This window comes from Streptomyces sp. NPDC050619, assembly GCF_040654815.1.
Lineage (GTDB): Bacteria > Actinomycetota > Actinomycetes > Streptomycetales > Streptomycetaceae > Streptomyces.
In genome coordinates, this window is the sequence record NZ_JBFAIR010000001.1 from 341,896 (window position 1) to 366,920 (window position 25,025).

At 70.4% G+C, this 25,025-nt stretch carries 19 protein-coding genes; 16 read left to right on the forward strand and 3 right to left on the reverse strand.

Translation table 11 applies throughout. From position 1 onward, the window contains the following. Positions 1 to 79 precede the first annotated feature (79 nt). The 14 genes from AB0I77_RS01515 to AB0I77_RS01580 all read left to right on the forward strand — a co-directional run bounded on the left by AB0I77_RS01515 (position 80) and on the right by AB0I77_RS01580 (position 21,840). On the forward strand, positions 80 to 1,672 hold the full coding sequence (locus tag AB0I77_RS01515; protein ID WP_363280231.1) for an AbgT family transporter: 1,593 nt from the start codon (positions 80 to 82) through the stop codon (positions 1,670 to 1,672). Positions 1,673 to 1,786: 114 nt separating this feature from the next. Then, on the forward strand, positions 1,787 to 2,893 hold the full coding sequence (locus AB0I77_RS01520) for a M20 family metallopeptidase (protein WP_363280550.1): 1,107 nt from the start codon (positions 1,787 to 1,789) through the stop codon (positions 2,891 to 2,893). A gap of 173 nt (positions 2,894 to 3,066) precedes the next feature. Continuing rightward, positions 3,067 to 4,113 carry a hypothetical protein gene (locus AB0I77_RS01525; protein WP_363280232.1) on the forward strand — a complete coding sequence of 349 codons (1,047 nt, stop codon included), beginning with the start codon at positions 3,067 to 3,069 and terminating at the stop codon, positions 4,111 to 4,113. 661 nt (positions 4,114 to 4,774) lie between these two features. Continuing rightward, on the forward strand, positions 4,775 to 5,539 hold the full coding sequence (locus tag AB0I77_RS01530) for a TIGR03936 family radical SAM-associated protein (RefSeq protein ID WP_363280233.1): 765 nt from the start codon (positions 4,775 to 4,777) through the stop codon (positions 5,537 to 5,539). A 273-nt stretch (positions 5,540 to 5,812) separates the two neighbouring features. Beyond that, on the forward strand, positions 5,813 to 9,862 hold the full coding sequence (locus AB0I77_RS01535) for an Rne/Rng family ribonuclease (RefSeq protein ID WP_363280234.1): 4,050 nt from the start codon (positions 5,813 to 5,815) through the stop codon (positions 9,860 to 9,862). 249 nt (positions 9,863 to 10,111) lie between these two features. After that, entirely contained in the window at positions 10,112 to 10,432 is a 321-nt protein-coding gene (gene rplU, locus AB0I77_RS01540; RefSeq protein WP_363280235.1) for a 50S ribosomal protein L21, read from the forward strand. 14 nt (positions 10,433 to 10,446) lie between these two features. Further along, on the forward strand, positions 10,447 to 10,701 hold the full coding sequence (gene rpmA, locus AB0I77_RS01545; protein WP_030779398.1) for a 50S ribosomal protein L27: 255 nt from the start codon (positions 10,447 to 10,449) through the stop codon (positions 10,699 to 10,701). Between the two features lie 103 nt (positions 10,702 to 10,804). Beyond that, positions 10,805 to 12,241 (forward strand): GTPase ObgE, encoded by a 1,437-nt coding sequence (gene obgE / locus AB0I77_RS01550; RefSeq protein WP_363280236.1) that lies wholly within the window; start codon positions 10,805 to 10,807, stop codon positions 12,239 to 12,241. Positions 12,242 to 12,443: 202 nt separating this feature from the next. After that, positions 12,444 to 13,925, forward strand: a complete 1,482-nt coding sequence (locus AB0I77_RS01555; RefSeq protein ID WP_363280237.1) for an FG-GAP-like repeat-containing protein — start codon at positions 12,444 to 12,446, stop codon at positions 13,923 to 13,925. A gap of 228 nt (positions 13,926 to 14,153) precedes the next feature. Then, the gene (locus AB0I77_RS01560) at positions 14,154 to 15,704 is read left to right on the forward strand and encodes an alkaline phosphatase D family protein (protein WP_363280238.1); all 1,551 of its coding nucleotides are present in this window, start codon (positions 14,154 to 14,156) and stop codon (positions 15,702 to 15,704) included. 74 nt (positions 15,705 to 15,778) lie between these two features. Beyond that, a complete protein-coding gene (locus AB0I77_RS01565; RefSeq protein WP_363280239.1) occupies positions 15,779 to 16,420 on the forward strand; it encodes a hypothetical protein in 642 nt (213 codons plus the stop codon). Between the two features lie 163 nt (positions 16,421 to 16,583). Beyond that, a complete protein-coding gene (locus tag AB0I77_RS01570) occupies positions 16,584 to 18,083 on the forward strand; it encodes a bifunctional cytidylyltransferase/SDR family oxidoreductase (protein ID WP_363280240.1) in 1,500 nt (499 codons plus the stop codon). A 189-nt stretch (positions 18,084 to 18,272) separates the two neighbouring features. Beyond that, on the forward strand, positions 18,273 to 20,381 hold the full coding sequence (locus tag AB0I77_RS01575) for a hypothetical protein (protein WP_363280551.1): 2,109 nt from the start codon (positions 18,273 to 18,275) through the stop codon (positions 20,379 to 20,381). A gap of 253 nt (positions 20,382 to 20,634) precedes the next feature. After that, a complete protein-coding gene (locus AB0I77_RS01580; RefSeq protein ID WP_363280241.1) occupies positions 20,635 to 21,840 on the forward strand; it encodes a glycosyltransferase in 1,206 nt (401 codons plus the stop codon). A gap of 170 nt (positions 21,841 to 22,010) precedes the next feature. Here AB0I77_RS01580 and AB0I77_RS01585 read toward each other — a convergent pair whose 3' ends face one another. Both AB0I77_RS01585 and AB0I77_RS01590 read right to left on the reverse strand, forming a co-directional pair. Beyond that, complete coding sequence (locus AB0I77_RS01585; RefSeq protein WP_363280242.1) at positions 22,011 to 22,451, reverse strand: phospholipase D-like domain-containing protein; 441 nt, start codon at positions 22,449 to 22,451, stop codon at positions 22,011 to 22,013. Continuing rightward, entirely contained in the window at positions 22,448 to 22,612 is a 165-nt protein-coding gene (locus tag AB0I77_RS01590) for a hypothetical protein (RefSeq protein ID WP_363280243.1), read from the reverse strand. The genes AB0I77_RS01585 and AB0I77_RS01590 overlap by 4 nt, the downstream gene beginning before the upstream one ends. A gap of 63 nt (positions 22,613 to 22,675) precedes the next feature. Here AB0I77_RS01590 and AB0I77_RS01595 point away from each other — a divergent pair, with 63 nt between their 5' ends. Beyond that, positions 22,676 to 22,879, forward strand: coding sequence for a hypothetical protein (locus AB0I77_RS01595; RefSeq protein ID WP_363280244.1), 204 nt, complete (start codon positions 22,676 to 22,678; stop codon positions 22,877 to 22,879). Next, positions 22,873 to 23,292 carry a hypothetical protein gene (locus AB0I77_RS01600; protein ID WP_363280245.1) on the forward strand — a complete coding sequence of 140 codons (420 nt, stop codon included), beginning with the start codon at positions 22,873 to 22,875 and terminating at the stop codon, positions 23,290 to 23,292. The genes AB0I77_RS01595 and AB0I77_RS01600 overlap by 7 nt, the downstream gene beginning before the upstream one ends. Positions 23,293 to 23,397: 105 nt before the next feature. Here AB0I77_RS01600 and AB0I77_RS01605 read toward each other — a convergent pair whose 3' ends face one another. Continuing rightward, positions 23,398 to 24,843, reverse strand: coding sequence for a polysaccharide pyruvyl transferase family protein (locus AB0I77_RS01605; protein WP_363280246.1), 1,446 nt, complete (start codon positions 24,841 to 24,843; stop codon positions 23,398 to 23,400). Positions 24,844 to 25,025 lie beyond the last annotated feature (182 nt).

Here is a 25,025-nt window from a genome sequence, read left to right on the forward strand (position 1 = left end):
GCAGTGGATTCATGAGAACGATACGAGCGCAACAAGCTTTTTACTTGCATGATCTCACCGCACGGTTGTCAATGGTGAGGTGACCGCCACTCCTTCCGCTCCCCCCTCCCCTGACCCCTCCGCCGATTCCTCCGCCCCTTCGAAGCCGCTCTCCGGAGTGCTCTCGCTGCTCATGCGCATCGAGCGGATGGGCAACAAACTGCCGCACCCCTTCTGGCTGTTCGGAGTGCTCAGCGTCGTCCTCGCGCTGGCCAGCTGGGCGCTGTCCGCGGCCGGAGCCTCCGCGCTGAACCCCGCCACCGACAAGACCGTGGCCGTGCACAGCCTCGTCTCGGGCGCCGGCCTCCAGATGATGATTAACGACGCGGTCACCAACTACGCCACGTTCCCGCCGCTCGGCACGATCCTCGTGGTCATGCTGGGCGTGGCCGTCGCCGACCGCACAGGGCTGCTCCCCGCGATGCTCCGGGCCGCCGTCGCCCGGGTCCCGGCCCGCTGGCTGACGTTCACGCTGTCGTTCACCGCGATGGTGGCGCACGTCGCCTCCGACGCCGCCTACGTCGTGCTGGTGCCGCTCGGCGCGATGGCGTTCCGGGCCGTGGGGCGCAGCCCGATGCTGGGTGCCGTGGTGGCGTTCGTGTCGGTGTCCGCCGGATACGACGCGAGCCCGCTGGTCACCCCGACGGACGCGATTCTCGCCGGGCTCACCACCGCGGCGGCCCAGACCGTCGACCCGGGCTACGTGGTCACCCCGCTGTCCAACTACTTCTTCTCCATCGGGTCTTCGGTGATTCTGGCCCTCGTCGTCACCGTCGTCACCGAGAAGGTCATCGCCCGGCGCGTGGCGGCGATGCCGGACGAGCCCGAGCCGGAGCCGGAGTCGGGCTCGTCCGGTGAGGCGGACGGGCTGACCCTGCGCGACGAGGAGCGGCGCGGACTGCGCCACGCGGGCCTGGTGCTCCTGGTCTACGCGGCGGTGATCGTGGCGGCGATGATCCCCGCCGGATCGCCGCTGCGGGGCGAGGGCGGCAGCATCGTGCAGTCGCCCGTGCTCACCGGCATCGCGGTCGTCCTGGCGGTGGCGTTCCTGCTCGTCGGCGCCGTGTACGGGCGGGCCGTGGGCACCGTGCGCACCGGCCGCGACATCCCCGACCACATGGCGAAGGGGCTGCGCGAGTTGGCGCCGATCCTGGTGCTGTTCTTCGCGATCTCCCAGTTCCTGGCCTACTTCAAGTGGACCGGCGTCGGCGAGGTCCTGGCGATCCGCGGCGCCGACCTGCTCAAGTCGGCCGGCATCACCGGCCCGCTGGCGTTCCTCGGGATCCTGCTGGTGTGCACGGTGATCAACCTGCTGGTCACCAGCGGCTCCGCCCAATGGGCCCTGGTCGGCCCGGTGTTCGTGCCGATGTTCATGCTGCTCGACATCCCGCCCGAGGTGACCCAGGCGGTCTACCGGATCGCCGACTCGTGCACCAACGCGGCCACGCCCATGAGCGCCTACTTCGTGATGACCCTGGGCGTGGTCCAGCGCTACCGGCGCTCGGCCGGCATCGGCACGCTGCTGTCGCTGACCCTGCCGCTGTGCCTGACCATGCTGGCCACGTGGACGCTGCTGTTCTACGCCTGGTGGGCGCTGGGTATCCCGCTCGGACCTGGGGTTCCGGTTCGCTGAACGCTGTTCCGTACGTATGAGTTCGTATGAGTTCGTAATTCGTAAGGAGAGCCGCCTGTGTCACAGCGCGATCTGCGTGACATCGAGTCCCTGGCCCGTACCGCCCTGCCGGAGATGACCCAAGACCTGCGCACCCTGGTCGAACACGAAACACCCAGCCACGACAAGGAGTTGCTGAACACCGGCCTCGCGGCCATCGAGGCGTGGACGTACCGACGACTCGGCCCGCCGGACGAGGTACGGCGCCACGACGGCGGCCCGCACGGCGACATGCTCGAACTGCTGTACCGGGGCACCGCGCCCACCACGGTGCTGGTGCTGTGCCACTACGACACGGTGTGGCCGGCCGGCACCCTCGCCGAGTGGCCGTTTCGGATCACCGACGACGGCGCGGCGAGCGGACCGGGCGTGTTCGACATGAAGTGCGGCCTGATGCAGGCGGTGTGGGCACTGCGCCTGCTGCGCGAACTGGACCTCCCGCGCCCCGCGGTACGGCTGCTCCTCAGCGGCGACGAGGAGATCGGCAGCCCCGCCTCCCGGCCACACGTCGAGCGGCTGAGCGAGGACGCGGCGGCCACGCTGGTGTGCGAGGCGGCGGCCGGGCCCGAGGGGGCGCTGAAGACGTCCCGCAAGGGCGGCGGCATCTTCGAGGTGACGGTGGACGGGGTGGAGGCGCACGCCGGCCTCGAACCGGACCGGGGCGCGAGCGCCGTGCACGCCCTCGCCGAACTCGTCACCCGGATCACCACCCTGGGCTCGCCGGAGCTGGGCACGACGGTCAACGTCGGCGTGATCAGCGGCGGTACGGCACGCAACGTGGTGGCCGGGCAGGCCGGCTGCGGCATCGACGTACGGATCGCCGTGCCCGCCGAGGCGGACCGGATCGACACCGAACTGGCCGCGCTGCGGCCCTCCGACACGCGGGTGAAGACCACCCTCAGCGGCGGCTGGAACCGCCCGCCGATGGTGCCCAACCCCGCCTCCCGTCTCCTGTTCGAACAGGCGCGGACCGTCGCCGAGGGCCTCGGCTGGACGGCCCGGGAGACCGCCGTCGGCGGAGCGAGCGACGGCAACTTCGTCGCCGCCCTCGGCCGTCCCGTCCTCGACGGCCTGGGCGGCGTCGGCGCGGGCGCCCATGCCCGGCACGAGCATGTCCTGTTGGCCCATATTCCCGCGCGTACGGCACTGATCGCGGGGCTGCTGACGGTCTACGCCAGGTAGGGCGCGGGAAACCCGGGCATGCCTCGACTTGTCGCGCCGGGTGCCCGGTCGCGTATCTCGTTCCTGGAAGCCGTGCGGGAGCAGGAGGGGTTCGCCCGCCATGTGGTCGCGACCCGGGAGGGGGAACTTTGCGGTACTGGATCCGGACAGGGAACTGAGGCGTCTACGCCGGTATGGATCTGGAGAAGTCGTCGCCGCCTCAGCGGCAAGAGCCCGAGCGGCGGGAGCCCGGGGGGTGCCTCGCCGTCGCGATCCGCATTCCTGTGCGGATCGTCGTGCTCGTGCTGGTCGTGCCCGTGCGGATGCTGTGGGACGCGCTCGTCGTCGTGGGACGGTTCCTGAACGACACGGTGCTGCGGCCGCTGGGCCGGGCCTTGCTCTGGATCGGGCGGGCCGTGTTCGTCTGGCCGTTCGTGGGGCTGTGGCGGTATGTCGTCGTGCCGCTGGGCACAGCGCTGGGATGGCTCGGGCAGGTACTCGTCGTGGTCCCCCTCGTGTGGCTGTACCGGTATGCGCTGACGCCCCTCGGGCGCGCCCTCGCGTGGCTGTACGCGCGCGTGCTGACGCCTGTGGGGCATGCCTGCCTGTGGGTGCTGCGGTATCTCCTCGTCGTGCCCGCCGTATGGGTGTACGCCTGGATCCTCACGCCCCTCGGACACGCGATCGCCTGGTGCGCGAAGGGTCTCGTGTGGGCCCTGACCATGATCGTCACCGGTGTCGGGACGGCCCTGTACTGGATCGCCCGGATCCTGCTCGTGCTGCCCGCGCTGGCCCTGTGGCGGTGGGTCCTCGCCCCCGTCGGGCGAGAGATCGGGGCGGCCCTCGGGCATGCCTGGCGGATCGCGGGGCACATCTCGCTCGCCGTCGGGCGGTTCCTCGCCACCCTCTTCCGGTGGATCTTCGTGGAGCCGGTGCGCTGGGCGTACCGGACGGTCCTCACCCCCGTCGGCCACGTGATCCGGGACACCCTCCTACGGCCCGCCGCCGAGGCCGCCCGCGCTGTGGGACGGGCCGGCCGCCAGGCCCTCGCCACGGCCCGCGAGTCCGTACGCCAGACGCGGGCCGACATCCGGCGGATGCTCTTCGGCGAACCGCGGGAACGGGAGGCGGTGGCCCGCCGGGAACCGGTGGTCCCCGTCCGCCGGGAGCCCGCGGTTCCTGCCTGCGTGGAGCCCGTGGTCCCTGCCGACCGGGAGCCCCGTGGTCCCTGCCGGCCGTGAACCGGTGGTCTGCGTCCGCCGGGGAGCCCGTGGTTGCTGCCGGCCGTGAGCCGGTGGTCTCCGTTCGCCGGGAGCCCGTGGTCTCTGCCCGCGCGGAGCCCGTGGTCCCCGTACGGCCTGAACCGGTGGTCTCCGTTCGCCGGGAGCCCGTGGTCCTTGCCGGCCTGAACCGGTGGTCCCCGTCCGCCCGGCGCCCGTAGTCCCTGCCGGCCGTGAACCGGTGGTCTGCGTCCGCCGGGAGCCCGTGGTCCCCGTCCGCCCGGAACCGGTGGTCCCTGTCCGCCGGGAGCCCGTGGTTGCTGCCTGCGTGGAGCCCGTGGTCACTGCTGGCCGGGAGCCCGTGGTCCCCGTCCGCGCGGAGCCCGTGGTTGCTGCCGACCGGGAACCGGTGGTCCCCGTCCGCCCGGAGCCCGTGGTCCCCGTCCGCGCGGAACCCGTGGTTCCTGCCGGCCGGGAGCCCGTGGTTGCTGCCAGCCCAGAACCCGCGGTCCCCACCCGCCCAGAACCCCCGGCCCCCGCCCGCCCAGAACCCGCCGTCCCCGCCGACCGGGAACCCCCGGTCCCTGAGACACGTACTCTTGGTAGGAGTACGACCGCTCTCACGAAGGACTGAAGAACACTGGGCAAGCGACAGCCCGAAGGCCCACCGCCCGCACCCGCGGTGCAGCGCATCCGTCTGCGCTACACCAAGCGTGGCCGCCTCCGGTTCACCAGCCACCGTGACTTCCAGCGCGCCTTCGAGCGTGCCCTGCGCCGTGCCGAGGTGCCGATGGCGTACTCGGCGGGGTTCACACCACACCCGAAGGTGTCCTACGCCAATGCCGCAGCCACCGGCACGGGCAGTGAGGCGGAGTACCTGGAGATCGCGCTCACCGAAGCGCGCGACCCCGAGCAGCTCAGAGTGCTTCTCGACGAGTCGATGCCCGCCGGGCTCGATGTCATCGAGGCGGTCGAGGCCCGGACCTCGGGACTCGCCGACCGGCTCACGGCTTCCGTGTGGGAGCTGCGGCTGGACGGCGTGGACCCGGGCGAGGCCGAGCGGGCGGTGGCGGTCTTCAATGCCGCCGAGTCCGTCGAGGTCCAGCGCAGGGCCAAGAACGGCCTGCGGACCTTCGACACGCGCCCGGCGGTGGCGCACCTTGAAACACATAGTGAACTGCCTGATAGGCCGACGGACCAGCCCTGTGCGATACTGCGGCTGGTTGTTCGGCACGTGACGCCTGCCGTACGACCCGACGACGTCCTGTCCGGTCTCCGCGCCGTGGCCGACCTGGCGCCGCCGGTCCCCGCAGGGGTGACCAGGCTGGCGCAGGGGCTGTTCGATGAAGAGACCGGCACGGTGACCGACCCGCTCGCGCCCGACCGCGAGGCAGCGGAGGCCTTCTTGACGGCCGATCCGACTGCCGCCGCGAAAGCGCCGGCGTAAGGAAGGTCCCGCGAAGGGACGAACGTCGTAAGCGCCGCCCTCGTACTCGGGAGCCACCTGGGTCGGGCAGCGCACCCACCAGAAGACTTTCGCCAGGCCGTACGCAATCGGCGTACGGAACCGGCGAGACAGGACACAGAGAGCTCCCGTGCGGCGCCCGCTCCCCGGACGGCGGCACCGCGCATCGCGCGAGCCGCGGACGTCAACGGCGGTCGACATGATCGACGCCGGACCAGGTGCGGCGCCCGGGAGCCTGACGGGAGACAAGCCCGCATGCTCGAACCGACCGAACCCACTGAGGGTTCCGACCTGAACACTCCCAGCGACACCCTGCCGCCGCGTCGTCGGCGCCGTGCCGCTTCCCGACCGGCGGGCCCGCCGGTCGGCTCCTCCGAGACTCCGGCGGAGACCGTCGCGCCGGCCATACCGGCCGCGGAGGCCGAGGACCTCGGAACCGAAGAAATCGACATCGACAAGGACGTCGAAGGCACCGAGAGTGCCGGGAGCGTTGAGGCCGCCGAGGCCATTACGGAGACGGCGCCCGCGGCGGAGGCCGCGCCCGCCGGTCGTCCGCGTCGGCGTGCATCGCGTCGGGTGTCCGCGCCCGCTGGGGCGGCCACCTCCGTCGAGGCTGCCGAGACCGTGGTGCCCGCCACCCCCGCCGTCGAGCCCGTCGCACAGGTGAGCGAGCCCGTTGCGGAGGCCGCCGAGGATGCCGCCCCGCCGCGTACGCGGCGGCGTGCCACCCGCCGGGTGTCCGCTCCGGCCGATGTCACCGAGACGGCTGAGGCGGCGCAGGCCGTCGAGACGGCCGAGAGTGCCGGGGAGGCGGTGGACCTGCCCACCGGCACCGCCGCCGCGACCGCCACCGCCGCCGTGACCGCCGAGCAGCCCGCACCCGACGAGGAAGCCGACGGCGCCGCTCCGCGTCGTACCCGTCGCCGCGCCTCGCGCCGCGTGTCCGCGCCCGCCGCGGCACCCGAGGCGGCCGAGGCGGCTGCGGTGGCCAGCACCACCGAGCCCGAGGCCCCCGCCGCGCTCAAGGATGAGCCCACCGAGAGCGCCGAGAACGCCGAGGCGCCCGCCGAGGACGCCGCCCCGCGCCGTGCGCGTCGGCGTAGCGTCCGCAAGGCCGCCACCGGGTTCGCCGCGCCCGCGCAGTCGGCCAAGGCCGAGGCCGCCGCGCCCGCCGAGGACACCGAGACCGACGAGGACGAGGCTCCGCGCCAGCCCGCGCGACCGGCCGTCGCCGTGTTCCAGGCGCCCGTCTTCACCGAGCCGAGGTTCCAGACGCCCGAGCGGGCCGCCGCCGAAGCCGCCGCCGAGACGGATGGCGAGGCACCCGAGGAGACCGAGCGGTTCTCCGAGGAGCCCGCCGAGGAGCAGGGCGGAGCGCGTCGCCGTCGCCGTCGCCGGGGCGCCGGGCAGGAGCCCGAGGCACAGGCCGCCGCCGCCGAGACCGCCGTAGCGGAAGAGGACGAGCCGGAGGGGTCCGCCGAGGACGTCACCGAGGGGGACGAGGCCGAGGAGAGCGGCTCGCGTCGTCGCCGTCGTCGGGGCGGCCGTCGCCGTCGCCGGGGCGAGTCCGCCGACTCCGAGTCGGGCGAGGGCCAGGAGTCGTACGGCGACGATCTCGCCGCCGCCCAAGCCGCGCAGGACGCCGAGGACACCGCCGAGCAGGCCGAGGAGGACGCGGAGGCGGAGGACGACACGGACGACCGCGAGGAGTCCGGCGGCTCCGGTTCCGCCAGCAGCCGTCGCCGGCGGCGCCGCCGCAGGCGTTCCGGTGACACGTCCGCCGACATCGAGCCCGGTGACGGCGACCCCGAGCGCACCGTCGTCAAGGTCCGCGAGCCCCGCCCGAAGGCCGAGCCGTCCGACGAGGTGCAGTCCATCAAGGGCTCGACCCGGCTCGAGGCCAAGAAGCAGCGCCGTCGGGAAGGCCGCGAGCAGGGGCGCCGGCGGGTGCCGATCATCACCGAGGCCGAGTTCTTGGCCCGGCGCGAGGCCGTCGAGCGGGTGATGGTCGTCCGGCAGCACGGCGACCGTACGCAGATCGGCGTCCTGGAGGACGGCGTGCTCGTCGAGCACTACGTCAACAAGGAGCAGTCGACCTCGTACGTCGGCAACGTCTACCTGGGCAAGGTCCAGAACGTGCTGCCGTCGATGGAGGCCGCCTTCATCGACATCGGCAAGGGGCGCAACGCCGTTCTGTATGCCGGTGAGGTGAACTTCGAGGCGCTGGGCATGGCCAACGGGCCGCGGCGCATCGAGAGCGCGCTGAAGTCCGGGCAGCCCGTGCTCGTCCAGGTGACGAAGGACCCGATCGGGCACAAGGGCGCCCGTCTCACCAGCCAGGTCTCCCTCCCGGGCCGCTACCTCGTGTACGTACCCGAGGGCTCGATGACCGGTATCAGCCGCAAGCTGCCCGACACCGAGCGGGCCCGGCTGAAGACCATCCTCAAGAAGATCGTCCCCGAGGACGCGGGCGTCATCGTGCGCACCGCCGCCGAGGGCGCGAGCGAGGACGAGCTGCGCCGGGACGTCGAGCGGCTTCAGGGGCAGTGGGAGGACATCCAGAAGAAGTCGAAGAACGGCGGCAGCTCGAACGCGCCGACGCTTCTGTACGGCGAGCCGGACATGACCGTCCGGGTCGTCCGCGACATCTTCAACGAGGACTTCACCAAGGTCGTCGTCAGCGGCGACGAGGCGTGGGAGACGATCCACGGGTACGTCGCGCACGTCGCGCCCGACCTGGCCGACCGGCTGTCGAGGTGGACCTCCGAGGTCGACGTCTTCGCCACGTACCGGATCGACGAGCAGCTCGCCAAGGCGCTGGACCGCAAGGTCTGGCTGCCCAGCGGCGGTTCGCTGGTGATCGACCGGACCGAGGCGATGGTCGTCGTCGACGTCAACACCGGCAAGTTCACCGGTCAGGGCGGCAACCTCGAAGAGACGGTCACCAGGAACAACCTGGAGGCGGCCGAGGAGATCGTGCGTCAGCTCAGGCTGCGCGACCTCGGCGGCATCATCGTCATCGACTTCATCGACATGGTCCTGGAGTCCAACCGGGACCTGGTGCTGCGGCGCCTGCTGGAGTGCCTGGGCCGCGACCGTACGAAGCACCAGGTGGCCGAGGTGACCTCGCTGGGGCTCGTGCAGATGACCCGCAAGCGGGTCGGACAGGGGCTGCTGGAGTCGTTCTCCGAGACCTGCGTCCACTGCAACGGCCGCGGTGTCATCGTCCACATGGAGCAGCCGACCGCTGCCGGGGGCGGCGGCAAGCGCAGGAAGCGCGGGCGCGGCGGTGACGGGCAGGTGCCCGAGCACGAGGCCGTGGCGGTCGTGGAGGCGCCCGAGGTGTTCGAGGAGGAGCCCGAGGCGGAGGTCGCCGCCGAGGTCGCCGAGCCGGTCGCGCTGACCGAGCCCCACGCGGCGGAGCCGCTGGAGGCCTTCGTCCCTGACGAGGAGCTGTACAGCAGCGTCGCCGAGGCGGAGGCCGCGGCGGGCCGTGGCCGCTCGCGGCGCCGGGCGAGCCGGCGGGTGTCGGCTCCGGCGGGCGCGCCGAGGCGCGAGAGCAGGCGTGAGCAGTCGAGGGCCGAGGCTCCGACGGCTCAGGACGCCACGGCCGAGGAAGAGGTCCGGCGTCCGGTGCAGCCGGAGGCGGCCGCGGTCGCCCACGCCGAGCCCGTCGCCGCCGAGGACCCGGTCGTCGAGGCTCCGGTCGTCGAGGCTGCGGCCGAGGCGCCGGTCGCCGAGGAGGCCGCGCCCAAGGGCCGTGGCCGTCGCCGGGCGACCCGCAAGGTGTCCGCGCCGGCCGGTTCGCCCGCGGGCGCCGAGGCGGCCGTGGTGACGGTCACGGAGACCGCGCCGCAGGCCGAGGAGGCTCCCGCTCCCGTCACTCCCGTCACTCCGGTGGCTCCCGTGGAGCAGGAGCCGGCCGAGGCGCCCGCCGAGAGCGCCGCCCCGGCCCGTCCGAGGCGCCGCGCCGTGCGCAAGGCGACCGCGCCCACCGCGTCCGAGGAGACGGCCGTCGTGGTCGTCCCGGCGGCCGAGCAGGCCCCGGCGGTCCCGGAGGAGAGCGGCGAGGAAGCGGCTCCGGCCAAGAAGGCGGCCCGTAAGACGGCCAAGAAGGCGACGGCGAAGAAGGCCGCCGCCAAGAAGACCGTCGCGAAGAAGACCGCGGCCAAGAAGACGGCCGCCAAGAAGACGACGGCCAAGAAGGCGGCGAAGACCACCAAGACGGCCGCCAAGTCGACGTCGAAGACGGTGGCGGCGGAGCGGACGCAGCCGTCCGTCTCGGCCTCCACCGACGAGGACTGACGACGAGCACGGTCGACGAGGACCGACGAGGCCGGGCCCCGCACACCTGCGGGGCCCGACCTGGTTTGACCCTTTCGGCCGCGGCCCCGTAACCTTGACCGTCGGCGTGTCTACTGACGCGTCACATCCCCGTAAACCTCTTCCTCCACCACACCAGGTGTTCGCCACCGGGTGTTCCGGAGAGGCCGTCCGCATGTCGGGAGGCTGGACTGCGGGGGTGCCGTTCCCGAGCGAGAGAGTGAGATCCGCGTGTACGCCATCGTGCGCAGCGGTGGTCGCCAGCACAAGGTTGCTGTCGGCGACATCGTTGAGGTTGACAAGATTCCCACTGCCCAGGTAGGCGACACGGTCGAGCTCTCGACCCTGCTCGTTGTCGACGGCGAAGCTGTGACCAGCGATCCGTGGGTGCTGGCCGGCATCAAGGTCCAGGCCGAGATCGTGGACCACCACAAGGGTGTGAAGATCGACATCCTTCGCTACAAGAACAAGACCGGCTACCGCCGTCGTCAGGGCCACCGCCAGCAGTACACGGCGATCAAGGTCACTGAGATCCCCGCGGCTGCGAAGTAAGGGACTGAGAAGAGATGGCACACAAGAAGGGCGCATCGTCCACCCGGAACGGTCGCGACTCGAATGCCCAGCGGCTCGGCGTGAAGCGCTTCGGCGGTCAGGTCGTCAACGCGGGTGAGATCCTGGTCCGCCAGCGCGGCACCCACTTCCACCCGGGCGCGGGCGTCGGCCGTGGCGGCGACGACACGCTGTTCGCGCTGCTGCCCGGTGCGGTGGAGTTCGGCACCCACCGTGGCCGCAAGGTCGTGAACATCGTTCCGGTCGCCTGATCGGAAGCTTTCGCGAGGCGGACCTCACTTCCCTCACGGGAAGCGGGTCCGCCTTTCGCGTGTTGATCCAAGAACATCCCGTACGTAACTGGAGGCACATCCCATGACCACCTTCGTGGACCGCGTCGAGCTGCATGTCGCCGCGGGTAACGGAGGCCACGGCTGTGCCTCCGTCCACCGTGAGAAGTTCAAGCCGCTGGGCGGTCCGGACGGCGGCAACGGCGGCCGTGGCGGCGACGTGATCCTGACCGTCGACCAGTCCGTCACCACGCTGCTCGACTACCACCACTCGCCGCACCGCAAGGCCACCGCCGGCAAGCCCGGCGAGGGCGCCAACCGCTCCGGCAAGGACGGACAGGACCTGGTCCTGCCGGTGCCGGACGGCACCGTGATCATGGACAAGGCGGGCAACGTGCTCGCCGACCTGGTCGGGCACGGCACGTCGTACGTCGCCGCGCAGGGCGGCCGGGGCGGGCTCGGCAACGCGGCGCTGGCGTCCGCGCGGCGCAAGGCTCCCGGGTTCGCGCTGCTCGGTGAGCCGGGGGATCTCCAGGACATCGTCCTGGAACTGAAGACGGTCGCCGACGTGGCGCTCGTGGGGTACCCGAGTGCGGGCAAGTCCTCGCTGATCTCCGTGCTGAGCGCGGCCAAGCCGAAGATCGCGGACTATCCCTTCACGACCCTCGTGCCGAACCTGGGCGTCGTCACGGCGGGTTCGACCGTGTACACCATCGCCGATGTGCCGGGCCTGATTCCGGGTGCCAGCCAGGGCAAGGGCCTTGGCCTGGAGTTCCTGCGGCATGTGGAGCGGTGCAGCGTGCTGGTGCATGTGCTGGACACGGCGACGCTGGAGTCGGACCGCGACCCGGTCTCCGACCTCGACATGATCGAGGCGGAGCTGCGGGAGTACGGCGGGCTCGGCAACCGGCCGCGGATCGTCGTCCTGAACAAGATCGACGTACCGGACGGCAAGGATCTCGCCGAGATGGTGCGGCCGGACCTGGAGGCTCGGGGATACCGGGTCTACGCGGTGTCCGCCGTGGCGCACACGGGGCTGAAGGAGCTGTCGTTCGCGCTCGCGGAGCTGGTCGGGAAGGCGCGGGCCGCGAAGCCGAAGGAAGAGGCCACGCGGATCGTGATCCGGCCGAAGGCCGTGGACGACGCGGGCTTCACAGTGACGCGCGAGGAGGACGGGCTGTTCCGGGTACGCGGCGAGAAGCCCGAGCGGTGGGTGCGGCAGACCGACTTCAGCAACGACGAGGCGGTCGGATACCTCGCCGACCGGCTCAACCGCCTTGGTGTGGAAGAGACGTTGATGAAGGAAGGCGCCCGCTCGGGTGACGGCGTGGCCATCGGCCCCGAGGACAACGCGGTCGTCTTCGACTGGGAGCCGTCGGTCATGGCCGGCGCCGAGATGCTCGGCCGCCGTGGCGAGGACCACCGGCTGGAGGAGCCGAGGCCGGCCGCGCAGCGGCGGCGGGACCGGCAGGCGGAGCGGGACGACGCGGCACAGGAGTTCGACGACTTCGAGCCGTTCTAGTACTGCTGGTACTGGCCGGTACCGCGGGGCCGGTTAACGGTCGGCGAAGCCGGGGCGAACGGCGGGGCAACCAAACTGTCGCTCGGGCACGTCGTACTGGGTGGTGCGGATGAGACTCCTGAGGCTTGGTCCCTGGGGCTTGGCCCTTGGGTCTTGGGGGTCTTTTCGGCAGTCAACTGCCCCTCGAATTACCGGAGTCGACGTGTTTGAGTCTGTGTCGCGTGGAGCGCGACGTACCGTTGTTGTCGCGCTCGCCCTGCTTACCGCCACCGGTGCCGCGCTGCCAGTGGCCCAAGCCGGGCCCGCCGCCGCCGAGTTACGGGACGACTTCGACGGCGACGGCTATGCCGATCTCGCGGTGGCCGCGCTCTCGGCGAGTGTCGGCGGGAAGACCAAGGCCGGCTATGTCGCCGTGCTGTACGGCTCGGCGAGCGGGCTGAAGACCTCGACGAAGCAGGTGTTCAGCCAGAACACCGCCGGGATTCCCGGCACCGCCGAGACGGACGACCAGTTCGGCAGCGCGCTGAGCACCGCTGACCTCGACCGGGACGGGTACGCCGACCTGGTCGTCGGCGTGGGCGGGGAGGACACGGCCGACGGAGGTGCCGAGTCCGGTCAGGTGGAGGTCGTCTGGGGCGGCGCCGAGGGACTGTCGGGCGGGGCGTCCGTCGGACTCGGCCGCACGGGTGACCGGCTCGGCGCGCCGGGGCACCTCGCGGCGGCGGATGTGAACGGCGACGGCGCGACGGACCTCGTCACCGTGCAGAACCAGCACGACCTGACCGTGACCGGCGGGCCCTTCGCCCGGGACGGCTCGGTCGACAACCCGGCGCAGCAGATCAAGGACGAGTTCGACAGCCGCGTCCTGGACCTGGCCGTCGGCGATCTCAACGGCGACGGCATCACCGATGTCGCCGCGACCCAGAACGACGGCGACGAGTACGACGCCCGCCGGGTCGTGTACTGGCTGGGCACCCGGCAGGGACTCACCCCGTACACCACCGTGTACGACAGCGACGGCAACCGGCTTCAGGGCGGCGAGAACCTCGACGTCGGGGACGTCGACGCGGACGGCTACGACGACATCGTCGTGGGACGCGCCGTCGACGGATACGACAGCGACCTCGACACCCCGTACGCCAAGGGCGGCCGCGTCGCCTGGATACCCGGCACCGCGGACGGGCCCGACGGCGTGCGCGCGCGGTTCCTCAACCAGGACAGCGCCGGTGTGCCCGGCAGCGCGGAGAAGAGCGACGGCTTCGGTACCGACGTCCAGGTGGGGGACGTCGACGGCGACGGCCACCCGGACGTCGTCACCGGTCTGCCCGGCGAGGACCTGGGTGGAGTCGCCGACGCGGGCGCGATCGTGGTCCTGCGCGGCAGTGCCGAAGGCCTGACCGGGGCCGGTGCGCAGGCGGTCACCCAGGACACCGGCAATGTGCCGGGGGCCCCGGAGAAGGGCGATGCCTTCGGACGGGCCGTTCACCTCGGGGACGCGAACCACGACGGACTCGCCGACCTCGCCGTCGGCACGCCGGGGGAGAACACGAACTCCGGGTTCGTGTGGTACTTCCGCTCCGGTCCGACGACCGTGGTGTCACCCAATGGCACGACCGCCTTCGGCAACGCGGTGCTCGGCACCGTCGGGACGGACGCCAGGCTGGGCTCGGGGTTCGCCCACTGAACGACGGCCCGTTAGGCCGACTGAACAACAACCCGTTATCTGTCAACTGACGGTTCGTTAGACCCGTTGTGACAAACTCACGTTCACCGTGTGGTTCCCGTGTCGCAACGGGTCTCTCGTTGTCTCCCCAGCTGTCATGCACGCGAAGGTCCCCGTTCAGCGGGTGGACCGCCCGAAAGCATGAGCTGCCCCTGTCCAAGAGGCAAGCGAAGTAGGGGAGTTCGCCTGATGACCGGAGCAGTATCGCCCGATCGACGCCGCTTTCTGACCACCGGTGCCGCCGTGCTCGGCGCCGCGGCCTCCGCCCAGCTGTGGCTGCCGGCCGCCGCCCGTGCGGCGGAAGCCTCACTGCCCGACGGCGTGTTCAGCCTGGGCGTGGCATCCGGCGACCCGCTGCCGGACGGCATCGTGCTGTGGACGCGGCTCGCCCCCGACCCGCTGAACGGCGGCGGCATGCCCAGCGCCACGGTGCCGGTGCAGTGGGAGCTCGCCGAGGACGAGCGGTTCAGAAAGGTCGTCCGCCGGGGCACCGCCCAGGCCCAGGCCAAGTACGGGCACAGCGTTCACGTGGATGTACGGGGCCTGCGTGCGGGCCGCACGTACTGGTACCGCTTCCGCGCCGCCGGCCAGCTCTCGCGCACCGGCCGCACCCGCACCGCCCCGGCCGCGGGCAGCTCCGGTGGCACTCTGCGCGTCGCGCTCGCCTCCTGCCAGAACTGGCAGCACGGCTACTTCACGCCCTACGCGGACATGCTCGCCCAGGACCCCGACTTCGTCCTGTTCGTCGGCGACTACATCTACGAGTCGCCGCCCGCGTCGACGGGCCCGCGCCGGCATGAGGGCAGCGGTGAGCCGTACAGCCTCACCCAGTACCGCAACCGGTACGCCCAGTACCGCACCGACCCGGACCTGGCCGCGATGCACGCGGGCGCGCCCTTCGTGGTCACCTTCGACGACCACGAGGTCGACAACGACTTCGCCGGCGAGATCCCGCAGGACCCCGGCAAGCAGACGCACGACGCCTTCGTGGCCCGGCTGGCCGCGGCCTACCAGGCGTACTACGAGCACATGCCGGTGCGCGCGACGGCCGTACCGGACGGTCCGCACATCCGGATGTACCGCCGCCTGGAGTTCGGCCGCCTGGCCCGGCTCAACGTGCTGGACACCCGGCAGTTCCGCAGCGACCAGGCCACCAGCCAGGCCGGCGCCCAGGACCCGTCACTCACCATGCTCGGCGCCGAGCAGAAGGCGTGGCTGCTGAAGGGGCTGCGCGGCTCGCCCGCCCGCTGGAACCTGATCGCCTCGCAGATCATGATGGCGGAGACCGATCTGAAGATCGGCGACGGCAAGCTCTGGTACTACGACGCCTGGGACGGCTACCAGGCCGAACGCAACGCGTTCCTCCAGGAGTTCAAGAAGGTGCGCAACCCGGTCGTGCTCACCGGCGACCGTCACCTGACGATGATCAGCGACCTCAAGGAGGACTTCGCCCGGCCGGGCTCCGCCGTCGTCGGCGCCGAGTTCGTCGGCACCTCCATCTCCAGCAACGGCGACCAGGACCAGGCAGCCTTCCACCAGCAGTTCGATCCGCTGATGCCGGACAACCCGCACTGGAAGCTGCTCGACGCCCACCGCGGCTACCACCTCTTGGACATCAACCGCGACGGCATCGACGCGCAGGTCCGGATCGTGGACACGGTGGTCAGGCCGCAGGCCACGCCGAGCACGCTGGCCAAGCTGCGGCTCGACGCGGGGAAGCCCGGCGTCAGGCTCGTCTGACCGCGCGAAGGACGAACTCCCGGGCACCGGCAGCGCGGTGGTCTCCGCGCTGCCCACCGGCACCCGCCTAAGCCGTGCTGGCCGCCTGCGCCCGCCCGGGGATGATGCGCAACGCCAGGCCCACCGAGCGGCACTGGCAACGGCTGGTCGAACAGGTGACCGCCACCGGCACGACCGGCTGGTGGAGCGCTGGGCCCGGGTGGTCGGCCCGGACCGGATCACCGTCGTCGTGGTCGAATCTCCTGGAGCCGGTTCCGGACGCGGCAAATCGTTCCCTCACCCTCGCCGAGACCGAAATGCTGCGGAATCTTAATAAGGAATTCCGCGGCAATGGACTCCCGGCGGAGCTCTATTCACAGCTCGTCCGATACGGCGCCGTGATGCATATGAAGAACGCGTGTCCGCCCGGTCCGCACGACGTGAAGATCGCCACCCCGCAGTGGGCAGTCGGGCGGATCGGCGGGATGGGCGTACGCGTGATCGGCGACCCGGCGTTGCTGTCCGCCGTACCGAAGCCCGCCGACGAGGTGCCCGCGGAACCGCTGATCGCCCCCGAGGTGGCGGCCCAGGCGCCGTACGGCGCGCTCGCGGCGGCGGCCGCGGCGCCGATCAGGCACTCCGTGCCGGCCAGGGCGCGGACGGTTCACCAGACGCCTTCCGAGGAACTCGTGAAGGTGCTCGGGCACCGCTGCCTCAAGCGGCTGCGGCGCCGCTGATCTCTGTGGCGTCAATCACTGAACGGTTCCGCTTCCTCACCAGGAGTGCAAGGTGAATGACAGATGGCGTGCGCATATGCGGCGGAAGTCGCTCGCCTTGCACTGCGGTAACCAAGAGTGGGACCATTTCTGAGTTCCCTGTCGCCCCAAGGTAGGTCAACCTGTGTCACAGCGCATAGCCAAGCCCCGTACCACCGCAGTGATCCTGGCCGGTGGCACCGGCCAGCGGGTGGGTCTGTCGATTCCGAAGCAGCTGCTGAAGATCGCCGGCAAGGCAGTCATCGAGCACACCCTGACCACCTTCGAGAAGGCCGACTCGATCGACGACATCATCGTGCTGATGGCGCCGGGCTACGTGCCCGACATCGAGAAGATCGTCGCCAAGGCCGGGTTCAAGAAGGTCAAGAAGGTCATCGAGGGCGGCTCCACGCGGAACGAGACCACCGAACGCGCCATCGACGCCCTGGGCGAGGGGCTGGCCGACGGCGAGGACCTCAACGTCCTGTTCCACGACGCCGTACGCCCCCTGCTGTCGCAGCGCGTCATCGACGACTGCGTCATTGCTCTGGAGCGCTACCAGGCGGTCGACGTCGCCATCCCGTCCGCGGACACCATCATCGTCACGCGTACGCACGGCGAGGACGGCGAGTTCATCACCGAGATCCCGGACCGCTCCCGGCTGCGCCGCGGCCAGACCCCGCAGGCGTTCAAGCTGTCCACCATCCGCCGGGCCTACGAGGTCGCGGCCAGCGACCCGAACTTCCAGGCCACGGACGACTGCTCCGTCGTACTCAAGTACCTGCCGGACGTGCCGATCCACGTCGTCGCGGGCGACGAGTACAACATGAAGGTCACCCAGCCCGTCGACGTCTTCATCGCCGACAAGCTGTTCCAGCTGGCCTCGACCACCACGCCGGAGCAGATGAGCGAGGCCGCCTACCGCGAACTCCTCACCGGCAAGACGGTCGTGGTCTTCGGCGGCTCGTACGGCATCGGCAAGGACATCGGCGAGCTCGCCGAGTCCTACGGCGCCAAGGTGTACGCGCTGGGCCGCTCCACCACCGGCACCCACGTCGAGAACCCGGAGGAGGTCGACGACGCGCTGTCCAAGGCGTACGCCGAGACCGGGCGCATCGACTACGTCGTCAACACCGCGGGCGTGCTGCGCATCGGCAAGCTGGCCGAGACCGACAACGCGACCATCGAGGAAGCGCTGAAGGTCAACTACCTGGCCCCGGTGCAGATCGCCCGCTCGTCCTACAAGTACCTGGCCGAGACCAAGGGACAGTTGCTGCTGTACACCTCCAGCAGCTACACCCGCGGCCGCGCCGAGTACAGCCTCTACTCCTCGACCAAGGCCGCGATGGTGAACCTCACCCAGGCCCTGTCCGACGAGTGGGCCGGTGACGACATTCGGGTGAATTGCGTGAACCCGGAGCGCACCGCCACGCCGATGCGTACCAAGGCTTTCGGTCAGGAGCCGGCGGGCAGCCTGCTCTCCTCCGAGGCCGTGGCACGCACCTCGCTCGACGTGCTGCTTTCCGAGCTGACCGGGCACGTCATCGATGTCCGCCAGCAGGACCCGACGGCATCCGCCGGGAAGGCCTCCGGCTTCGAGCAGGCGCTGGCCAGTGTCCTGGACCGGCAGGACGGCGTGGCATAATCAACAGCAAATAGTCGTCTGTTATTCAGGCCTCTGTGGCTGCCCGTTCGCGGAGCATTCGCAGGGGCCTGAATCCGTACATTCTCCAGGGTTTTCATCATTCGCTTTCCGGACTTTTTCGGTATTGACCACCGGCACCCCTCCCAGAGCAGGTTCCCCGTGATAACCACCGCTATTCGCGTCGCCCGGGTGGGCAGCGCGGCCGAACTGGCCGCGGCGGTCCTCATGATGCTGGGTTACCCCGCCCTCATGCTGGCCGCGCTCGTACCTAGCGTTCCCGCCTTCGCGGCCGCGACCGCCGTGACGTACCTGGCGGACCACTATCTGCACCGCAAGGGCAGCTATCTGATCAACCGCCTCAGCAAGGTGCGGGCCGGTCTGTCGATCCGCTTCCTGATCAGACAACTGCTGCTGATCATGCTGCTGGCCCGCCTCGCCCTCTCGGACGACCTGATCTTCTACGGGGCGACCGCCTGCTTCATCGCCTTCTACGGCCTCCAGGCCCCGCACGGCGCGCTGGTCACCCTGATCCGCAACCGCCGCCGGATGCCGGTCGCCACCCGCAACATCGACCTGGCCGCCCGCATCCGCATCCCGGACGCCCCGCCCAAGCGCCTGCTGAACCGCTCCGCCGAGAAGATGCTCCACCTCGATCTCGCGGCCGTGGTCGGCATCCTGGTCTCCGCGGCCATGGACACGGCCCTCGCGGGCTTCATCGGCATCGGCGTCACGCTGGCCGTCGGCTCCCTGTACGTCCTGGCGCTCATGCCGTACGTGCGTGGCAAGAAGGTCCCGCCGAAGGCCGAGCGGGTCCTGGACGCCGTCGACGACTGGCTGCGCGAGTACCAGCCCGAGACGGTGCTGTACTTCTCCGGCTCCAGGGACTCCGCGTACCAGGTCAACATGTGGCTGGAGACCATGGAGCAGCTGGACTCCAAGCCGCTGATCATCCTGCGCGAGCGGGTCATCCTGGCGAACATGGCGCCCACCACGGTCCCCGTCATCTGCGTGCCCGGAGGGGTGCACCTGATGAACATGGAGCTGTCGTCGGTGCGGGTCGCGCTGTACGCGGCGAACGTCGGCAAGAACATCCACATGCTGCGCGTGCCCACCATGAAGCACGTCTTCATCGGCCACGGCGACAGCGACAAGCTCGCCAGCGTCAACCCGTTCAGCAAGGTGTACGACGAGGTGTGGACCGCGGGGCGTGCGGGCCGCGACCGGTACGCCATCGCCGACGTCGGCGTCCGTGACGAGGACATCGTCGAGGTCGGCCGCCCGCAGCTGGCGCCGATCCAGAACTGGCAGGGGGTGCCGGACGGCCGTATGCCGACCGTCCTCTACGCCCCCACCTGGGAGGGCTGGGACGACAACCCCGGCAACACCTCGATCCTGCTCGCCGGCGAGAACATCGTGCAGCGGCTGGTGAAGGCCGACCCGCCGGTCCGTGTGCTGTACAAGCCGCACCCCTTCACCGGCACCCGCAGCGCCGAGGCCAAGGCCGCCCACCAGCGGATCACCGCCCTGGTGGCGAAGGCCACCGCCGAGCGCGCCGCCGACCCGGGCTTCACGGCCGACACCGGCGCCCAGGCGCAGGCCAGGACGGAGCTGGCCCGCATCGAGGCCCGGATCGCCGAGCTGGCCGGCAAAGGCGGCCCGAAGGGCGACGAGGCCGAGGCCACCCGCGACGGCCTGGTCGATGCCGCCAAGCACGAGGAGATCGCCCGGCTGCGCCACGAGTGGAACGACGTGTACTGGCGCTCCTTCCCTGCCTGGGAGCACCGGGTCATCACGGGCGCCGAGCCGCGCCTGTACGACTGCTTCAACGTCTCCGACGCGATGGTCTCCGACATCTCCAGCGTGGTCTCCGACTTCATCGCGAGCGGCAAGCCGTACGCGGTCACGGACTCCGCGGAGCTGGGTGTGGAGGAGTTCAAGCGGCAGAACACGGCCGTGCGCGCCGCGGTGATCCTGTCCAATGACGCGGCTGAACTCGGCGGACTCCTCGACGCTGTCCGCGACCCCTCCGCCGACCCGCTCGCCGAGGACCGGGGCGAGCTCAAGCGGTATCTGCTGGGCCCGGACGAGCCGACGTCCATCGACCAGTTCAACACCGCGGTGGCGAACCTGGCGATCAAGGCCGAGACGCGCAACGTCGGCCAGGAGTCACGTGCGGCGGCCGGAGCCGAAGCGGCGGAGCCGGAGCCGGAGGCAGAGGCCGAGGCGGCCGAGTTGGCGGACGCCATACCCGTGCAGGCGACGGCAGCCGGTGACGGGGACGGCGTGGCCGCGGGCTGATCGCGGGCCTGTTCCGCGCACCCACAGGGTTCGGCCCCCGAGGAGCATTCCTCGGGGGCCGAGCCCTTTTACCGTTTGCTACACCTTTGCGGCGGCTTCTCTTACCCACTCCGCCTACGGTCAATGCTGTCGATTCCCCATGTGAGCTGTCTCACGAAACAAGGGTAGCTGGGCAACCGGTTGCCCAGGTCGCCCGTCTACCAGGTAGCCAATGAGGCGATTCGGGGGAAGTTTTCCGTGATTAGGGGGAAGAGTGACCGTTTCGCAGCCTGATGTGACTGTGATCATCGGGGCGTATGAAGCGATGCCATATCTGGTGGAATGCCTGGCATCTGTCGAGTCGCAGAGCATGGACCCGACGCGCATCGAGGTCATCGCGGTCGACGACGGCTCGACGGACGGCACGGGGGAGTACCTGGAGGAGTTCGCGGCCCGCGCCGCGATGCCCGTCACGGTGATCCGGCAGGAGAACTCCGGCGGCCCCAGCGGCCCGCGCAACATCGGCATCGGCAAGGCCGCGGGGCGTTACGTCTTCTTCCTCGACGCCGACGACCGGCTCGGCCCCGAGGCCCTGGAGCGGATGGTCGCCATGGCCGACGAGAACGACACGGACGTCGTCCTCGGCAAGGTCGAGGGCGTCAACCGCACCGCGCCGAAGTCGATGTGGGGCAAGACGCTGAAGCGCACCGACGTCTTCTCCTCCAACATCAAGTTCACACTCAGCGCGCAGAAGCTCTTCCGCCGCGAGATGCTGGAACGTCACGGCATGCGGTTCGACGAGTCCCTGTGGACCGGCGAGGACGCGCTGTTCACCATGGAGGCCTACCTGCGGGCGAACGGCGTCTCCGTGATCGCCGACTACACCTGCTACTACCTGGTGGGCCGCGACGACGGCAAGCACGTGACGAAGAGCGGGAGCTACACCCTGCGCTTCGACTCCGCGCGCGCCCTGATGGCGCTGATAGCGGAGATGCTCCCCGCGGGCCCCAAGCGTGACGTGCTCATGGTCCGCCCCTTCCTGGTCACCCTGCTGCCGCAGTTCGGCCCCAAGTTCCTCAAGGACGACGAAGAGGTACGGCGGAACAAGATCGAGCTGGCGAAGCCGCTGATGGAGGCGTACTGGAACGAGGACGTGGCCCGTCGCCTCAGGGTCCACGAGCGTTTGCGGCTGCACCTGGTGGCCGTCGACCGGCCCGACCTCCTCAAGGACGTGGTGGAGTTCGTCAGGGCCAAGAAGCAGGCCCCCGCCCTCATGGAGAAGAAGGGCCGCCGCCTCTACCTCGTCTACCCGCACTTCCGGGACCGCGCGGCGGGCATACCCGACTCCGTGTACCTCGCCGAGGCGCGCGAGGCCAAGGTCTTCCCGGGCTACCGGGAAGACCCGGTCAACTCCTTCCTGCGCCGCGCCGCCCGCAAGGCCCGGCGGGCGCTGCCCGGGCGGTTCACCGTGGCGGCGTGACAACTCCCGTGTGCACAGCGCGAGGTGACTCTTCCTGTGTCCGGGAGCCCTGGAGCGACCGCAGGGCGCTCAGGTAGCCGGCACCACGTCCTCGGGTGGACGATGCGCGAGGCGGTGCCCGCGTCGCCGTCGTCGTCCCAGTTGTAGCAGCGCAGGGCCGGACCGCCGGATTAGGAGTCGTGCAGGGTCTCCCATGCCGCTGTCGGCCTGGGCGTAGACGAGGTCGACGGAGCAGCCGGCCTTCTGGAGCGCGACCAGCTTCTGGGCCACCGCGAGGCACGTGAACTTGAGAACAGCCAGAACTTGTTGTGGTTGATGGACGCGCCCAGGGAAGGGTCGCCCAGGCACGACTTGTTGACGGGGCACAGGCCGACGAACGAGTTCTGGGCGGTGTCCGTGCCGAGCGCGGCCGTCAGGATGCCGTACGTGCCGTTGTCCGGGTTGTCGCTGACGCTGCTCTCGTCGAGCATCAGCTGGACGTCGACGCCGCGGGTGCGCGCGTCGGCGAGGGCCTGGGCGACCTCTGTGTCCCAGAAGTGGTAGACCGAGGCCTTGATCGAGGAACCGGCCGGTGACTGGCCTATGTAGTCCAGCAGTTGAGTGCGTATCACCTACTGCCGGCCCCGGTGCCGGTCGGCTTGTTGGAGATCGGACCGGCGGTGACGGCGGCGGACGCGCTGTCCACCAGGCCGAGTGGGAGACCCGCGGTGAGCGAGAGCGCCACGGCCACGGCGGCGGGACGGCTGGATCTGTGTCGGAACGCGAAGCGCATGGGACTCCCTGACAGGAGTGCGAACTGACGCCTTGCTGGTGCTTGCTGGTGCCTGGCGCGCGGATGTCCAGCGTGGTCGCCGTGGTGAGCCGAGTGCCCCTGATCGTCGATTCCCGCGGCGCCTACAAGGAGAGCAACACGGGGTGCGGGGAGCAGTGGATCGGCCTCGCGATGGACGCCGTGGGCGCCGGCGGTGCGTTCGGCCTGACCGAGCCGATGATCCGCAGGTTCGCCGAGAGTCTGGTGGGGACGATCCTGCCATGGTGAACGAGACGGGGGGCGAGCGCCGTCCGGCGAGCTTCCTCGGCCTGCGCCGGATCAGGACCAGGGTGGCGTCCTCGGCAGCCATCCTGGTCGCCGCCGGCGCGTTGACGGCGTACGGCCTGGTCCGGTTCGACGCGCTCGAATCGGCCGGGGCGACCGCCGCCGTCCGGGTCTCCGACGTCGCCTGGGGCCAGGGCATCGAGGGCCGGATCCTCCGGGTGTGCTCCGGAGACGGACGCACCGTGGGATCAGCCGCCTTCAAAGGGATCGTCGTTCCGGAGGCGGAGCGCCGCAGGATCCTGGCGTTCATCGGGGACGCGAGACGCGGACCAGGAACTCCGGCGGGCACCTCCGGACACGCAGGGTCTTCGGCCCCGCGGAAGTCCTGTGCCTCGGGGGTTTCCTGGGGTGCTTGATCACTGCCGTGACGGCCTGATCCGCCCTGACGGGAAACGCCGGTTCCCTGCCGCCGAGAGGCGGGGGAACCGGCGTTGTCCGTTGCCGTCGGCGGGCGGCGAAAGCTACCCCCGCCCGGGCTGGATCACCTTCCGGATCGGCCGCCCCACGATCCGCCGCGCCCGCCGGTACACCGAGGCGGATGCCGCCGGGGCCGGCACGACCGTCGCGGTCTTGGCACCGGACTTCGCCCGCGCCAGCTCCCGCTTCAACTTCGTGTTGTCCTTGGACAGTTCCTCGATACGGCCGTACAGCCAGCCGAAGCGGGTGGTGAGCGAGGTGATGTCCATGTCCGTCCAGGGGCGGATGCCCGCCGGGAAGGACAGGGACCCCATGCGCTCCTCGAAGGCCGCGCCGCCGTCGCCGTGCGTGAACGTGTTCTGCAGGCCGTTCTTGTCGAGGAACTCCGTGAACCGCTCGAAACGCTCCTGATGGCCGCCCATCAGCGCCCCGAAGTCGGCCTCTTCGTACAGCCGCGCCGGGTCCGCGTCCTCGGGGTTCTTGGCCAGCCCCTCGATGAGGCGGTGCGGGATGTCGAAGTAGCGGCACAGCTCCAGCGTCCGCGAGTCGCCGCACAGCACGGTCGCGGGCGTGCCCGCCAGCAGCGCCACGATGTTGCCGTGGATGCGGGAACCGAAGGAGTAGTCGAACGACCGCAGGTCGTCGATCCAGGTGACCGGGTCGATGTAGACCCGGGCCTTGCCCTCCTGGTACATCGGGTGGTCCGGATGCGTCGGCATCGCAGTGATCCGGCTATTGGGATCTGACAGGTCCCGCCAGTGCAACTGCCGTGCGTCGCTGAGGTTCTGGCCGATGTAGCGCAGGTGCGGATAGCGCGCGTGGGCGCGGCGGATGACCCGGTCCATGCCCTGGGACTTCACCGCGTTGTGCGAGCCGTTGACCGCGATCAGGGAGTCGGTGGTCAGCGCCGGCTCCCGCTTGTGCACGGCGAGTTCCTTGCCGTACATGAACATCGACGGGCAGCCGATGACCTCGACGTCCCCGAAGCCCATGCTCTTGAGGTACGTCTCGGTGAACTCGCCGCGCACACCGATCGAGGCGCTGCGCTCCAGCACCGCGGAGACGAACGCGCGCACCGACGGCTCCATGGGCTTGAGCCGCTCCGGGTTGTAGTCCAGCCCGGTCTGCGCGCCGACCCCGAGCACCACGACCGGGATCTTCAGCTTGCCGATGAGCTGCGTCAGCCGGTTCAGCTGGGGCTCGAAGGACGGCCGGAAGGCGTTCGCCAGCGGTACGACGAAGGCGTCGTACTCCTCGTTGATCCGGCCGGCCGCGTTCACGTCGGTCCGGATGCCGTTCGAGACGACCTCGGTGTCCGGTGTCTCGAGGATCTTGTGGGAGGCGTCGCTGAAGATCAGGTTGCCGGAGTTGGTCGCGATGACATCCCGGTGGAGGGCCTCTTCGACGGGCACGACGTCGTAGGGGCTCTTGCCCGACCTCAGGAGTATCCGCTTCGCGCGGCGAACGTTGTGTGGCACAAGCTTCAACATAAGTTTTGACGGACTTTGTTTTCTATACGGAACCAGTACAACCTTTTGGCCGAATGCGAAGCGTGAGCACAGGGTGACGCAGTGCGCGTCCGGGGGCTGGACGGTTGCGCGTCGCCCGCCCCCCTTCGCGTAGATTGCCGAACAGCCGACTGTGCGAGGGGACGGAAAGCAAGTGGCAGGGG

Coding starts and splice junctions, on each gene's coding strand:
- AB0I77_RS01525 (WP_363280232.1), top strand. CDS start 3,067: ATGGATCTGGAGAAGTCGTCGCCGCCTCAGCGGCAAGAGCCCGAGCGG.
- obgE (WP_363280236.1), top strand. CDS start 10,805: ATGACCACCTTCGTGGACCGCGTCGAGCTGCATGTCGCCGCGGGTAAC.
- AB0I77_RS01600 (WP_363280245.1), top strand. CDS start 22,873: ATGGTGAACGAGACGGGGGGCGAGCGCCGTCCGGCGAGCTTCCTCGGC.
- AB0I77_RS01535 (WP_363280234.1), top strand. CDS start 5,813: ATGCTCGAACCGACCGAACCCACTGAGGGTTCCGACCTGAACACTCCC.
- AB0I77_RS01520 (WP_363280550.1), top strand. CDS start 1,787: ATGACCCAAGACCTGCGCACCCTGGTCGAACACGAAACACCCAGCCAC.
- AB0I77_RS01595 (WP_363280244.1), top strand. CDS start 22,676: ATGTCCAGCGTGGTCGCCGTGGTGAGCCGAGTGCCCCTGATCGTCGAT.
- AB0I77_RS01560 (WP_363280238.1), top strand. CDS start 14,154: ATGACCGGAGCAGTATCGCCCGATCGACGCCGCTTTCTGACCACCGGT.
- AB0I77_RS01605 (WP_363280246.1), bottom strand. CDS start 24,843: ATGTTGAAGCTTGTGCCACACAACGTTCGCCGCGCGAAGCGGATACTC.
- AB0I77_RS01590 (WP_363280243.1), bottom strand. CDS start 22,612: ATGCGCTTCGCGTTCCGACACAGATCCAGCCGTCCCGCCGCCGTGGCC.
- rpmA (WP_030779398.1), top strand. CDS start 10,447: ATGGCACACAAGAAGGGCGCATCGTCCACCCGGAACGGTCGCGACTCG.